General features: G+C 34.1%; 10 protein-coding genes and 1 pseudogene. 2 read left to right on the top strand and 9 right to left on the bottom strand.

Annotated features, from left to right (window positions below; all coding sequences use genetic code 11):
• Both ygiD and kdsB read left to right on the top strand, forming a co-directional pair.
• Window positions 1–831 carry a 4,5-DOPA dioxygenase extradiol gene (gene ygiD, locus Q7C23_RS20040; RefSeq protein WP_375034162.1) on the top strand — a complete coding sequence of 277 codons (831 nt, stop codon included), beginning with the start codon at window positions 1–3 and terminating at the stop codon, window positions 829–831.
• A gap of 94 nt (window positions 832–925) precedes the next feature.
• Entirely contained in the window at window positions 926–1,660 is a 735-nt protein-coding gene (gene kdsB / locus Q7C23_RS20045) for a 3-deoxy-manno-octulosonate cytidylyltransferase (RefSeq protein WP_375034163.1), read from the top strand.
• 200 nt (window positions 1,661–1,860) lie between these two features.
• Here kdsB and Q7C23_RS20050 read toward each other — a convergent pair whose 3' ends face one another.
• From Q7C23_RS20050 to Q7C23_RS20090, 9 genes and pseudogenes are all read right to left on the bottom strand, one after another.
• Window positions 1,861–4,272: a thiamine pyrophosphate-dependent enzyme gene (locus tag Q7C23_RS20050; RefSeq protein ID WP_375034164.1), complete on the bottom strand. Its 2,412-nt coding sequence runs from the start codon at window positions 4,270–4,272 to the stop codon at window positions 1,861–1,863.
• Window positions 4,273–4,460: 188 nt separating this feature from the next.
• A complete protein-coding gene (locus tag Q7C23_RS20055) occupies window positions 4,461–7,211 on the bottom strand; it encodes an aminopeptidase (protein ID WP_375034210.1) in 2,751 nt (916 codons plus the stop codon).
• Between the two features lie 281 nt (window positions 7,212–7,492).
• Window positions 7,493–8,221 carry a TIGR00730 family Rossman fold protein gene (locus Q7C23_RS20060; protein ID WP_072976115.1) on the bottom strand — a complete coding sequence of 243 codons (729 nt, stop codon included), beginning with the start codon at window positions 8,219–8,221 and terminating at the stop codon, window positions 7,493–7,495.
• 171 nt (window positions 8,222–8,392) lie between these two features.
• The gene (locus Q7C23_RS20065; RefSeq protein WP_375034165.1) at window positions 8,393–8,752 is read right to left on the bottom strand and encodes a cupin domain-containing protein; all 360 of its coding nucleotides are present in this window, start codon (window positions 8,750–8,752) and stop codon (window positions 8,393–8,395) included.
• 198 nt (window positions 8,753–8,950) lie between these two features.
• A pseudogene (locus Q7C23_RS20070) lies at window positions 8,951–9,214 on the bottom strand (type II toxin-antitoxin system RelE/ParE family toxin); the annotation flags it as partial.
• 54 nt (window positions 9,215–9,268) lie between these two features.
• Window positions 9,269–9,439 (bottom strand): hypothetical protein, encoded by a 171-nt coding sequence (locus Q7C23_RS20075; RefSeq protein WP_375034166.1) that lies wholly within the window; start codon window positions 9,437–9,439, stop codon window positions 9,269–9,271.
• A 95-nt stretch (window positions 9,440–9,534) separates the two neighbouring features.
• Window positions 9,535–12,366 carry an excinuclease ABC subunit UvrA gene (uvrA, locus tag Q7C23_RS20080; RefSeq protein WP_375034167.1) on the bottom strand — a complete coding sequence of 944 codons (2,832 nt, stop codon included), beginning with the start codon at window positions 12,364–12,366 and terminating at the stop codon, window positions 9,535–9,537.
• Between the two features lie 90 nt (window positions 12,367–12,456).
• Complete coding sequence (locus tag Q7C23_RS20085) at window positions 12,457–12,657, bottom strand: hypothetical protein (protein WP_375034168.1); 201 nt, start codon at window positions 12,655–12,657, stop codon at window positions 12,457–12,459.
• Window positions 12,658–12,783: 126 nt separating this feature from the next.
• On the bottom strand, window positions 12,784–14,568 hold the full coding sequence (locus tag Q7C23_RS20090; RefSeq protein ID WP_375034169.1) for a chloride channel protein: 1,785 nt from the start codon (window positions 14,566–14,568) through the stop codon (window positions 12,784–12,786).
• Window positions 14,569–14,589 lie beyond the last annotated feature (21 nt).

Consider the following 14,589-nt stretch of genomic DNA (forward strand, 5'->3'; position numbering starts at 1 on the left):
ATGACAACACTAAACGACTTACATTCGATTTCATCAACGTTTTCGAATACAGATAAAATGCCGGTTTTGTTTTTAGGACACGGAAGTCCGATGAATGCCATTGAAGAAAATCAGTTTGTGGCTGGTTTCCGAAAACTGGCTAAAACTTTGCCACAGCCAAATGCGATTTTGTGTATTTCGGCGCATTGGTTTACCAGCGGAACCAAAGTAACTTCGATGCAAATGCCAAGAACCATCCATGATTTTGGCGGTTTTCCGCAGGCACTTTTTGATGTTCAATATCCTGCAAAAGGAAGTCCTGAATTAGCCGTTGAAACTAAGAAAATATTAGAACCTGTAAGTGTTGATTTAGATGAACATTGGGGTTTAGATCACGGTGCCTGGAGCGTAATAAAACATTTATATCCGGAAGCAAATGTTCCGGTAATTCAGTTGAGTATTGATTATACCAAATCGGGACAATATCATTTTGAATTGGCTCAGAAATTACAATCACTGCGCCATAAAGGTGTTTTGATTATCGGAAGCGGAAACATCGTTCATAATCTTCGTTTAGTAGATTTCAGAAATTTTGACAAAGACAATTACGGTTTCGATTGGGCTATTGAAGCCAGAGAAACGGTAAATAATTATTTGTTAGATGGAAATTTTCAGCCTTTAATAGATTTCGAAAAGATGAGCAAAGCCGTTCAGATTGCAATTCCAACTCCTGATCATTATTTGCCTTTGTTGTACACTTTAGGTCTAAAAGAAAAATCAGAAGAGTTGAGTCTGTTCAATGATAAATTACTGGCGGGTTCGTTAAGTATGACTTCTGTAAAAATTATATAAAAAAAACTTTGTGATCCTTTGTGAATCTCTGTGGTAAAAATTATAACACAAAGCAGCAAAAGCTTCATAAAGAAGAAAATTTAAAATTATAAAAATGAAAATAATAGCTGTAATTCCGGCGCGATATGCCTCAACACGTTTTCCTGCAAAACTAATGCAGGATTTAGGAGGTAAAACGGTAATTCTACGGACATACGAAGCCTCTGTAGCAACAAACTTATTTGATGATGTATTTGTTGTTACTGACTCTGATTTGATCTTTAAGGAAATTGTTTCAAATGGTGGAAAAGCCATTATGAGTATCAAAGAACATGAATCAGGAAGTGACCGAATTGCGGAAGCCGTAGCGAGTTTAGATGTTGATATTGTAGTGAATGTTCAGGGAGATGAACCTTTTACAGAAGCTGGTCCCTTAGAGCAAGTTCTAGCTGCTTTTAAGAATGATGAAGATCGCAAAGTAGATTTAGCTTCTTTAATGCGCGAAATTACGAATGAAGAGGAAATCAATAATCCAAATAATGTAAAAGTGGTGGTAGATCAATCGCAGTTTGCTTTGTATTTTTCACGTTCTGTAATTCCATATCCGAGAGACAAAGAGGTTGGTGTTCGTTACTTTCAGCACATCGGAATTTATGCATTCAGAAAACAGGCCTTGTTAGACTTTTATAGCTTGCCAATGAAATCTTTGGAGGCTTCTGAGAAATTAGAGCAACTTCGTTATTTGGAATTCGGAAAACGTATAAAAATGGTCGAAACAACTCATGTTGGAATCGGTATTGATACTGCTGAAGATTTAGAAAAGGCGAGGGCTATTTTGGCTTCTAAATAGTTTGATTCTAATGAAAAATGGTACGAGGATGGTGCGGAATTTTTTAAGAACTAAGCTTTCTTTTGAAAACTAGCTCCTTAAAATCGGAATCATAAATTTTAGACATTAAGTTTTTAATCTAAAATCTAAACTCAGAAATCTAAAATAAAAAAAGCTCCAAATATTGGAGCTTTTTTTATATCAAAAATCAAACTAAATCCTTAGTATAAATCAGGAAATTTAGAAGGATTAACTTCATGCATCATGCTGTATACTTTTTCGAAAATATCTTCGGCAGAAGGTTTAGAGAAATAGTCACCATCAGTTCCGTAAGCCGGTCTGTGCGCTTTTGCAGCCAATGTTTGTGGTTTGCTGTCTAAATGAACATAAGCATCTTGCTCTTCCAGAATTTGTTGTAAGATAAAAGCAGAAGCTCCACCGGGAACATCTTCGTCGATTACTAACAAACGATTTGTTTTTGCAATACTTTTTACAATATCCTTATTGATATCGAATGGAAGTAAAGACTGAATATCAATAACTTCGCAATCAATTCCTAGATCTAATAATTCGGTTGCCGCTTGTTCTACTAATCTTAAAGTTGAACCGTATGAAACTAAAGTAATATCTGAACCTTCTTTTAATGTTTCAACCACCCCAATTGGCGTTTTGAACTCACCAAAATTCAAAGGTGTTTTTTCTTTTAAACGGTATCCATTCAAACATTCAATTACCAAAGCTGGTTCATCAGTTTCTAAAAGAGCGTTATAGAATCCTGCAGCCTGAGTCATGTTTCTTGGAACCAAAACATGAATTCCGCGAATAGCGTTGATAATCATTCCCATTGGAGAACCAGAATGCCAGATACCTTCTAAACGATGTCCACGCGTTCTAATGATTAACGGTGCTTTTTGTTTTCCAACAGTTCTGTATTGTAATGTAGCCAAATCATCACTCATGATCTGGATCGCATATAATAGATAATCTAAATACTGAATTTCAGCAATTGGACGTAAACCTCTCAAAGCCATTCCGATTCCCTGACCAACGATAGTTGCTTCACGAATTCCGACATCGGCAACACGAAGTTCTCCGTATTTTTCCTGCATGCCTTCTAAACCTTGGTTTACATCACCAATGTTTCCAACATCTTCACCAAAAATTAGTGTTTCAGGATATTTGGTAAACAAAGCGTCGAAATTATCACGTAGGATCATTCGACCATCTGAATCCGGTTTTGCATTTTCTGCATATTCCGGAAGTACTTTTTCTACAGAGAATACATTCAAATCTGAATCAGAATGCAAATGACTGCTGAATCTTGGTTGCGTTTTTGAAATGTACTCCGTAATCCAGTTTGATAACAAAACTTTACTGTTTGGTACTTCTACAAAACGTAATATTTTGCGCGCTATAACCAACATTTCCTTTTTTAAAGGCGATTTGATAGCGCTTAATTCTGAAATATATTTTCTTATTCTTTCTTTATGATTGATGCTTGCTTCTGCAATTTGCTCCAATAATGCCAAAAGGTTTTTTTGATCTTCAATAATCGGGTTGATGAAAGAATTCCAAGCCTCTTTTTTAGCTTCAAGAACTTCTTTTTTCAATTCAAAATCAATTTCTGAAAGTTCTTCAGGAGATGCAATATTGATGGCAATCATCCATAAACGCATCTGACGAATACAGTCGAAATCTCTTTCCCAAGCCAATCTTTCTCCATTTTTATAACGTTCGTGAGAACCTGAAGTCGAATGCCCTTGTGGTTGTGTTAACTCATTTACGTGAATTAAAACCGGAATATGTTCTTCGCGGGCAATGGCGCCGGCACGTTCGTAAGTCGAAACTAGTTCAGCATAGTCCCAGCCTTTAACTCTAAAAATTTCATATCCTTTAGAATCTTCATCACGTTGATATCCTTTAAGGATTTCAGAGATGTTTTCTTTGGTTGTTTGATGCTTAGCGTGAACCGAAATTCCGTATTCATCATCCCAAACGCTCATTACCATCGGAACTTGTAGAACTCCTGCAGCATTTATTGTTTCGAAAAACAACCCCTCAGAAGTACTCGCGTTACCAATAGTTCCCCAAGCCACTTCGTTTCCATCTACAGAGAATTTGTCTTTGATTTTGATGCCATCGACATTTCTGTAAATTTTAGAAGCCTGTGCCAATCCCAATAATCTTGGCATTTGTCCGGCTGTAGGAGATATATCTGCGCTTGAATTTTTTTGTTTTGTCAGGTCTTTCCAGGATCCGTCTTCGTTTAAACTGTGCGTTACAAAGTGTCCGCCCATTTGTCTTCCGGCTGACATTGGATCAAAATCTAAATCGGTATGACCATATAAACCTGCGAAAAACTGTTTTGGAGTTAATTCGCCAATCGCCATCATAAAAGTCTGATCGCGGTAGTATCCGGAACGGAAATCCCCATTTTTGAAGGCTTTTGCCATTGCAAGCTGTGGAACTTCTTTTCCGTCACCAAATATTCCAAATTTGGCTTTTCCGGTCAATACTTCTTTACGACCTAAAAGGCTACATTCACGGCTGGTTACTGCAATTCTGTAGTCGTTTAATACTTCAGTTTTGAAATCCTCAAATGTTAATGTAGTATTGTTTTTTTCTGTAATCATAATCTGGAATGGTCATGTTGAGACTGCGAAATTACTTAAAAACAATCAATAATCATAATTCTTTAAAATAAATATAATTTAATTATTTGTATTTAAAATCAAAAAACTACGTATTTTATTTATGTTATTTTAAATAAAAAACATAATTTAATAATAATAATGCATCTTTTTGATTAAAATTTATTCAATTAAAACCATTTTCGGGTAAAAAGATTGACTAATGTTTTAGGTGATAATGTTATAACAAATCTTATTTTTTCGTTATATTTTGTTTGCGTGATTTCCCATCCGTTATTTGAATAGACCGGAAAATAGAGTTCAAAATAGTCCGGAACCAGATTTAAACGAACTCCGGTATCATAAACAAAATCGGCACTTTGATGCTTACTTTTCATAAAACCAATATCACCGTACATTTCAACCCAGTTCCAAACAGAGTAACTTGCATTTAATGTTGTCATCCACTGGTTAGCGAATGAGGGTTCGATTTTGGACTTAAAACCACCTTCAGCCATCACAAACTGCTGACTAAAAAAACCGCTGCTTTCAGATCTTCCATAAAAATTATAATCAAACATATAATCTGTTGGACGATCTAGACCAAAACTAAAATAATCCGAATCTGTTTTGTTATAAAGAAAAGTTCCGGCATACATTCTCAGATTTAGTTTATGGTTGTTCTCAAACAATCTTCTATATTCAATTTCTGCAGCTACTTTTCCAAAATCTCCAGAAAACTGAACATCTGTCATGAAATTAAAATGATTGATTAATTCTGTTTTTGTATTCGAATAGCGCAAATTGAAAATAGAATAATTTGTTGGTGAATTATCAGTAATATATTCACTTGCCTCTCGATTTACAATAACCTCGCGCAATAAGAAAAGTTGTTTTCTGTTGTCTCTGAAATTTTTCTCGCGAATGCGGAATTGCACCATTGGATTCAATCTCAAATACGTTGCATCCGGCGCGTAGTGAAAATAATTCTGACTAATCGAATAACGTATATTATAGAGTGTACTGTTTCGATAATATTGGCTCCATGAAAATGCCGATGAACCAGAAATTGTTCCTGCATTTATAGAATATGCCGGATTGATATCAAACGTAAAAGGTTTGTCTAAAATGGTTTTATTATGAAAACGAATTCCAGGCGTCAAACCATCGTATAAATTATAATTAAGTGTCGGAATATATAAAATCTGATTGTAATAAGGGTCTTCCAGATCTTTGGCAAAATTAAATTTGATCGGGCGATTGACAATAACTACATTTTTTAACGATTTCCAGTTGTTTCTTTGGTTGTATTCCGGAACCTCATTGTCGTAATTAATGACAATTTTATCTGCATTTTTTCGATCAAAGTTATAAACCGAATCATTTTTTGTGGGTTCAATCCAGGTTTTAAAAACGACTTCATTTTTCTTAATTCCATAAATCGGAACTGGAGCATAAATTCCCGTTTTATTTTTGATCTGAAATTGTATACTGTCTTTGGTTCGCGAAACATTGGTGAATTTATAATCGATAATTTCGCGAGAATCAATAATAGTCTCAAAAAACCAATTGATTTTTTTTGGACTATTTTTTGTTAATATGGCTTCAAAGTCAAAGCGGTTTGTCTGCTCTTTTTTATTCAGATTATAAAATTCCTGAACACTTTCAGGCACAATATTATGATTCAGATAATCATCTAAATAACTCAAGCTTAAACCTGCACGATATTTACTGGCAATTTGTTCGTTGAATTTTATCAGCTTATTTTTTGGATCTCCAAGAGGCTGATCCAGGTTTTTTCGTGCCATCAGCATATAATAATAGCTGTACTGCTCGTTGAAAGTTATATTGGTAATGTTGTAACTTTTAAAGAGTTTCATGTCAGAAAGTCTACCCAGCATTTTCTGATCCAAATGATGTTCTTCCATGTATTTCATCATGGTATAGATCTGAATTCCGTCATAAACCCAATTATCCCTTCTTGGATCAAGACGTAAACTATTCTTGAGATAATTGTTGAGGTAGGTTTTTAAAAAAGTAATCTCAAAGATAAATTCATCTGTAAACGGACTAATAAAGGATGGTAATTGATTTAATCCATAAAACGGATTTCGATCATAATCAACCTGAGAAACCGTGATTCTTTTGTGTGGATATTTTCCAATAAATTCATTGGCAAAAGTTGCTACTCTGTCGATAACAATAGCTTTTTGAATGTCGTTAAGTTTTTTCGTTTTTAAATCTGAAAGCACTTCTAAGTCTCCCATAGTATAACTTCTGAAACTATTTTGTTTTTCAATAAATAAATTAAAATCAGTTCTATTAGTTCCATAAAAAGAATAGGTACTATAAGAAGAATTGGAATCATCTTTTGAAACAGAATCCAAATCGGTGGTAATCGAATAATTACTTGGGATCTTTATTTCAACTTTGTAATCTGTGCTGGTATTAGCAATATCATCCAGATTAAAATTGTTATTTTTTACAAAATGATGGCTTTCAAATCGGGCAGGACTTATAAACCAGTTTTTCAGGTTCATTCCTCCATTTTGATCAAAGCCATAATGCGTAAATTTAGCACTAGGAATTTTAGAAATATAAGTAAGATGTAGATCGATTTTTTCACCTGGAGATAATTTTCGATTCAGCTTAACAACAATGAAATCAGGATTTTTATCGGTTCTTTGCCATTCCAAAGCCAAATTATCAGAACCTGTCAAACTCAAAATGGTCGTATTTCCTCTTTCCTCTGGTTTGGCAACATGAAAACCTCTGTAAAATTCATCTGAAAAACGTTTGGCCAAAGGTGTATTTTTATCTGAAAAAGCATTGTTCCAGTCATTCAAAACAATTGAGTCCAAAGAGTCATTTGAGGTGTTGTAATACGTAATATCCTGTCTTATATTCAGTGTTTTAAGTTCAAGATTAACCGCCACATCCATCTTAGACTGATGTTGTGCATATTGTTTTATTGAACTGAATAAAACTAAAATGAAGAATATGAATTTATAAAATGATTTCAAGGATGACTCGGGATAATTTAGCGTATACTTTAAGTTACGAATGTAAAGTCGTTTTGGTTTTTTGTAAAAATAGCATAAAAAAAGCTGTTTTAAAAAACAGCTTTCAATTTTTGTGATACTTAACGTTATTTATTCATTTAAACAATTTGTTTTCCTTTTATTAAAGTTAGAGTAACTTAAAATGCGATATAATTTAAAAATTAGAAATTTGGACTTAAATCGTACTTTTTATAGAATTTATCTAAAACATCAACTACTTCATCTTCAGTATCTACGATTTTGAATAAGTTTAAATCTTCAGGACTTACGGTATGCATTTTTTCAACTAGAACAGTTTTGACCCATTCGATCAACCCTGACCAGAATTCAACACCCACTAGAATAATTGGGAATTTTCCAATTTTCTTAGTTTGGATTAAGGTAATCGCTTCAAACATTTCGTCCAAAGTCCCAAAACCTCCAGGCATTACTACAAATCCCTGAGAGTATTTTACAAACATTACTTTTCTAACAAAGAAATAGTCAAAATTCAGGTTTTTATCGTGGTCGATATAAGGATTAAAATGCTGTTCAAAAGGCAATTCGATGTTCAGACCAACCGAAGTTCCGCCACCTAAGTGCGCACCTTTATTTCCAGCTTCCATAATTCCGGGACCACCTCCTGTAATTACACCATAGCCGGCTTTACTAATTTTATAAGCAATTTTCTCCGCCAATAAATAGTACTTATCATCTGGTTTTGTTCTCGCTGATCCAAAAATCGATACACAAGGACCAATACGCCCCATGCTTTCGTAACCGTTTACAAATTCGGACATGATTTTAAAAATCGCCCAGCTGTCATTGGTTCTAATTTCATTCCACGTTTTTTGTTTCAAACGATCCTGAATTACTTTATCCTCATCATTATCAAAATCTTCTAATCTCATTTTAGGTATTTTAATTATTATATTTTTATTTCTAGCTGTGTCGTTATAAATATACTCAAAAGAAGGAGCTGTTTCCTGCTGTCCACTATATCTTTTGTGCCGAACTCCGGCACAAAAGGATGCCGTTGCCATCAGGGTTAAGGCACTCATTTTCAAAAGAAGAATCCGTTACTAATAGGTTTGTTCTTCAATTGATTTCGTAATAGGGCTTTTTACTTTTCCGGTATGCTCTGTTGTCTTAGATTCTATAAGCATTATTAGACATTCCTCAACAGATGAAACCCGGTGATTTATTCCTTTTTTTACGACGAATATTTCACCTTTCTTCATAGTGAATGATGACTCGTTTTCAATTTCCATTAAAAGTTCACCATCAACAATATAAAATAATTCGTCTTCATTTTCGTGATTATGCCAAGGTATTTCCTGACCTTTTATTTTAGCCACCTTTATGTATTGATCGTTTACTTCATCAATTATTTTAGGCGAAAAATATTGGTCTACGTTACTGAACTTGTCTTTTAGATTCATAGATTTTATATTAGTCCTTACCGAAATCAAAAGTTTTTTCAAAAACGGCTAGCTAAATTAAGTCTTTTTTTGAGAATTGTCACAAGAATGTCCATTTATTAATTTAAATGTAACAATTAAGATTTTAGGGTTTTCGTTTGAGACTAATTAACAATGACTTAGAAAAAGTTGCTTAAATAATTTGAAAGTCAATACTATTTATTTTTTGAGTCTAGTTTTCCAAATTTCGGGATTACGACTAGTATGAAATAGGGCATAAATTTCAACAACGAATGACTCTTCGTTAATTGAGTAATGTATAATAAAAGGAAATTTTTTAACAACCAGACATCTTATGTCGGAATAACGTATTGAACAGCTGTATGGATTATTTTTTAACGAATTTATTTGCAATTTTACTTGTTTGTGAAATCGAATTCCTAAATCATTTAATGCATTATTATACCAAATGACAATTTCGCGAAGATCATTTAAGCATCTTCATCGATTTTAATTCTATACTTTTCCAAGAAATTACTAAATAATATTATCAGCAACTTGATCCCAATCTAACATTCTTTCAGGATATACTTTACTTTTTTTAATTCGATCTAAAACAATTTCCTGATGTTCTGTTGGAATTTCTATTCCTTCTTTCCAAATAGCCTCATTTAGTTTTAATTTTTCAGATGGCGATAATTGTTTCACAACCTAAGAGTTAGTCAAAATCTAAATCTACTTTTAAAGTCAAACTGTTCATAATCCTAATTATTCATTATTAAGAATTCTATTTTAAATCAATACTAAGTTAGCTCTTTTTTCAAAAACTTAGCCGTATAGCTTTTTTTATTTTTCGCTACTTCTTCAGGAGTTCCTTTGGCGATCAATTGTCCGCCGCCTTTTCCGCCTTCAGGACCAATGTCAATAATATAATCAGCAAGTTTGATTACGTCCATATTATGTTCAATAACCAGAATTGTATTTCCTTTATCAACCAGTTTGTTGATTACATCCATTAAAACGCGAATGTCTTCAAAATGCAATCCTGTGGTTGGTTCATCTAGTATATAAAACGTATTTCCGGTATCTTTTTTAGACAACTCTCCTGCAAGTTTAATACGTTGCGCTTCACCTCCGGAAAGTGTTGTACTTTGTTGACCAAGTGTAATATATCCTAAGCCAACATCCTGAATGGTTTTTACTTTTCTGTAGATTTTCGGGATATTTTCAAAAAATGGTACTGCTTCATCAACCGTCATATTCAATACATCAGAAATTGATTTTCCTTTGTATCGAATTTCCAATGTTTCTCTGTTGAAACGTTTTCCCTGACAGGTTTCACATTCTACGTAAACGTCTGGTAAAAAGTTCATTTCGATTGTTCTAACTCCAGAACCTTCACAGGTTTCGCAACGTCCGCCTTTTACGTTAAAACTAAAACGTCCGGCTTTGTAACCACGAATCATACTTTCAGAAGTCATCGTAAACAGGTTTCTGATTTCAGTAAAAACTTCAGTATAAGTCGCGGGATTCGAACGTGGTGTTCTTCCAATCGGACTTTGATCAATATCAATTACTTTATCGATATGTTCTAAACCTTCAATTTTTTTATAAGGCTGTGGTTTTTTCACACCATTAAAATAATAGGCGTTTAAAATCGGGTAGAGCGTTTCGTTTATCAAAGTAGATTTTCCGCTTCCTGAAACTCCAGTCACACAAATCAATTGCCCTAAAGGCAATTCAATAGAAACATTTTTTAGGTTGTTTCCTGTCGCTCCGGTTAGTTTTAAAAACTTACCATTTCCTTTACGACGCTCTTTTGGAATCTCCAGTTTCATTGTACCATTCAAATACTGAGCGGTAATCGTATTCGATTTTAAAGTTTCAGCCGGAGTTCCAATACTAATAATTTCTCCACCGTATTTTCCTGCTTTCGGACCAATATCAATTACATAATCTGCAGTTTCGATCATGTCTTTATCGTGTTCAACAACAATAACAGAGTTTCCAATGTCACGTAATTGTTCTAGTGATTTAATAAGTTTTTCATTGTCTCTTTGGTGTAAACCAATACTCGGTTCATCCAAAATATATAAAACCCCAACCAACTGCGAACCAATTTGAGTAGCCAAACGTATACGTTGTGCTTCACCACCAGAGAGTGATTTTGAACTTCGGCTTAAAGCCAAATAATTCAAACCGACATTCATCAGGAAGTTCAAACGATCTTTAATTTCTTTCACAACTTCAGAAGCAATCAAAAGTTGTTTGTCTGTTAAATGGCTATTCAAATCCTGAAACCAGGCTGTTAAGTCAGAGATATCCATATCACACAATTCGGTGATATTTTTATCATTTACCCTGAAAAATTGCGCTTCTTTTTTCAGACGTGAACCTTCACAAACCGGACAATTCACTTCGTCCATAAAATCTTTTGCCCAACGTTTTATCGTTGTAGAAGCACTTTCGTCATATTGATTTTTGATGAAATGAGAGATTCCTTCAAAATCAATTTTATAATCGCGGGTAACCCCTAAATCCTTTGAGTTTACGGTAAATTTATCTTTTCCGCCATGAAGAATCATATCCATTGCTTCTGCTGGAATTTTCTCAATCGGATCCGTAATTTTAAATCCGAATTTTTCTCCAATAACTTCCAGTTGCTTGAAAATCCAGGAAGATTTATATTCGCCAAGTGGTGCAAAACCTCCAGATTTAATAGATAATTTAGGATTCGGAATAATTTTTTTGATATTGATTTCGTGAACCGTTCCCAATCCGTTACAATGCGGACAAGCTCCTTTTGGAGAGTTGAAAGAGAATAAATTCGGCTCCGGATTTTGATACGAAATTCCAGTGGTAGGACACATTAAATTTCTACTGAAATAACGTACTTCATTGGTGTCCTGATCTAAAATCATCAGTACATTCTCGCCGTGATGCATCGCAGTATTAATACTTTCAGATAATCTTTTTTGATTCTCTTCAGTATCTTCAATCAACATTCTGTCGACTACAATTTCAATATCATGGGTTTTATAACGATCCAGTTTCATTCCTGAAACCAAATCCTGAACCTCGCCATTTACGCGAACTTTCAGAAAGCCTTGTTTGGTGATTTGTTGGAATAATTCGGCATAATGTCCCTTTCTGGCTCGAATAATGGGTGCCAAAATATTAATGCGTTTTCCGTTAAAATCTTCCATGATCAAATCTTTAATCTGATCATCAGAATAAGAAACCATTTTTTCGCCAGTGTTGTAACTGTAAGCGTCAGCTCCACGAGCGTATAAAAGTCTTAAGAAATCATATATTTCAGTAATAGTTCCAACGGTCGAACGCGGACTTTTACTGGTTGTTTTTTGTTCGATTGCAATAACCGGCGAAAGTCCGTCAATTTTATCCACATCAGGACGTTCTAGCCCGCCAAGAAACTGTCTGGCATAAGCCGAAAAAGTCTCCACATAACGACGTTGTCCTTCAGCATAAATCGTATCAAATGCCAAAGATGATTTTCCCGAGCCTGATAAACCGGTAATTACAACCAGTTTTTCACGCGGAATTGAAATATCGATATTTTTTAGATTATGAACTCTTGCACCAAGAACTTCAATAGTATTGTCTTTTTCTAACATAATTTTGAGCAAAACGCAAAGTTACCACTTTGATTTGTTCTTTTAATACTAGACTACAAAACTTTATGTTACAATTAGTAACAAAAAACGCTAATTAGATTTGATGTTGTTTGTTGCTAAAATTTTATCAAAAGTATCTTCTTTACCGACTTTTTTCAGATCAGCATATATCATCTGAATGATTTTTTCGGCATCTGCTCTGTATGGTGATTTTTGTTCAATATACAAATTATAAGCTTTGCACATATTATCAAGGCCTTTTTCAGGATCGTTTAAGTGAAGCGCATACATTTGCCCAATTGATCACATGTTGATTGAAATTCTTCTCTGCATGTTAAGTCAATATTCCACATAATCCTACAAAGATAATTCTCTAATGTCGGATAAATAAAATTTTTAACCTATCCGATATTAAGCTTATTCAATTGTCATAGAACGCAACTTCATTCTATACGCTTCAAGTGCTATAGATTTGGAAATGAAGCCGTAATATTTTTCATTTCGTAAAACAGGAAGAAAGGCTGTTTTTGATTTTTCGAATTTACTCATCACAATTTCCATACTGTCATAAGAAGAAATAGTAGCCGATGGCGTCTTCATGACATCTTTAATCAGCGTATATTTTACGCGGTAGGTGTTAAAAATAATTTCGCGGATATCATTAAAATGAACTACACCAACCAATTCTTTTTCATTATTTACTACAGCAAAAACAACTTGATTGGAGTGCGAAATGAGATCAACTAATTTAGTTAGGTTTTCTTCCGGATGAACAGTCAGGTAATCGCATTGAATGATAGTATCAATATCCAAAGTGGATAAGATATTGGAGTCTTTATTACTTGTAAAAGCGTGCCCTTTTTTAGCCAGACCTTTTACATCAAGTGAATATTTTTCAAAACGTTTCGAGATTGCAAAACTTATAGAAGAGACAATCATTAGAGGAATCATTAAACTATAACCTCCGGTAATTTCTGCAATTAAGAATATTGCGGTTAATGGAGCGTGAAATAATCCGCTCAAAATACCCGCCATTCCAACCATTGTAAAATTACTGATTGGTAATTTTGATAAACCAATCATGGTTACAAATTTCGAAAAAAAGAAACCTAGATAAGACCCTAAAAATAGAGAAGGAGCAAAGTTTCCTCCGTTTCCTCCACTACCAATAGTTAAACCTGAAGCGAAAACTTTTACCATCATCGTGCATCCAACGAAAAGAAGTAAGACCCATTGGTTGTTTCTAAAATCTCCAAATAAGGTATTGTCCAGAATTTTACCCGGATCAGCCTCAGATAAGGTTTTAATACTTTCATAACCCTCACCAAAAAGCGTTGGAAAAACAAAAATAAGTAAGGCCAGTAATGAAGAACCAATTAATGCTTTTTTGTAAGCACCCATTTTCAAGTGTGCAAAATAATGCTCTACTTTTTGGAAATTTCTAGCGTAATAAACGGCTATAAAGCCAGTTAAAATACCAAGAATAACATAAAACGGAATATTATGATAATTGAAAGCTTCTTGTTTTTTGAAGGACAATAAAATAGTTTCATCCAGAACAATTGCAGAAACCAAAGCACCGGTGGCCGCTGAAATCATGATGGGAGTAAAGGCAGAAATACTGACATCAACCAATAAAACTTCTATAGCGAATAAAACTCCGGCAATAGGTGCATTAAAAGCGGCTGCAATTCCCGCAGCGACCCCACAGCCAATAAGTAATGTTCTGTCTTTATATTGTAATTTATAATTTTGGGCAAAGTTAGAGCCAAACGCAGCTCCTGTAACCACGATTGGGCTTTCAAGACCTGCAGAGCCTCCTAAGCCAACCGTTAAGGAACTGGTTACAATTTGGGCATACATTTGTTTTCTCGGAATAATACTGGCTTTTTTAGCGACAGCATATAAGATTTGAGAAGTCCCTTTTTCGATGGTTCCGTTAAGGACTTTTTTGACAACAAAAACAGTAAGCAGAATACCAATAATAGGCAAGATACTGTTGATAAAACTCAATTTTAAAATAGCATTGATATAAGTTGCAAAAGAGAAAACGCTATGGGCAAAAGTTTTTAAAACGATTACCGCCAAAGAGCATGAAATACCAATTAAAACACTTGATAAAAAAATAAACTGCTTTGGTGTCATTAAGGACTGTGCCAAAGCAATAACGCTTTCTAGTTTTCTAAAATATTTTTTTAGCATTCTGTCTGTAAAAATTAGGGG

Origin of the sequence: Flavobacterium sp. LAR06, assembly GCF_041946075.1 — a bacterium.
Taxonomy (GTDB): Bacteria; Bacteroidota; Bacteroidia; order Flavobacteriales; family Flavobacteriaceae; genus Flavobacterium.

Excerpts from the sequence above, each read along its gene's own strand:
- ygiD (WP_375034162.1), top strand. The coding sequence starts at position 1 with ATGACAACACTAAACGACTTACATTCGATTTCATCAACGTTTTCGAAT.
- kdsB (WP_375034163.1), top strand. The coding sequence starts at position 926 with ATGAAAATAATAGCTGTAATTCCGGCGCGATATGCCTCAACACGTTTT.
- Q7C23_RS20050 (WP_375034164.1), bottom strand. The coding sequence starts at position 4,272 with ATGATTACAGAAAAAAACAATACTACATTAACATTTGAGGATTTCAAA.
- Q7C23_RS20055 (WP_375034210.1), bottom strand. The coding sequence starts at position 7,211 with ATGGATGTGGCGGTTAATCTTGAACTTAAAACACTGAATATAAGACAG.
- Q7C23_RS20060 (WP_072976115.1), bottom strand. The coding sequence starts at position 8,221 with ATGAGATTAGAAGATTTTGATAATGATGAGGATAAAGTAATTCAGGAT.
- Q7C23_RS20065 (WP_375034165.1), bottom strand. The coding sequence starts at position 8,752 with ATGAATCTAAAAGACAAGTTCAGTAACGTAGACCAATATTTTTCGCCT.
- uvrA (WP_375034167.1), bottom strand. The coding sequence starts at position 12,366 with ATGTTAGAAAAAGACAATACTATTGAAGTTCTTGGTGCAAGAGTTCAT.
- Q7C23_RS20085 (WP_375034168.1), bottom strand. The coding sequence starts at position 12,657 with ATGTATGCGCTTCACTTAAACGATCCTGAAAAAGGCCTTGATAATATG.
- Q7C23_RS20090 (WP_375034169.1), bottom strand. The coding sequence starts at position 14,568 with ATGCTAAAAAAATATTTTAGAAAACTAGAAAGCGTTATTGCTTTGGCA.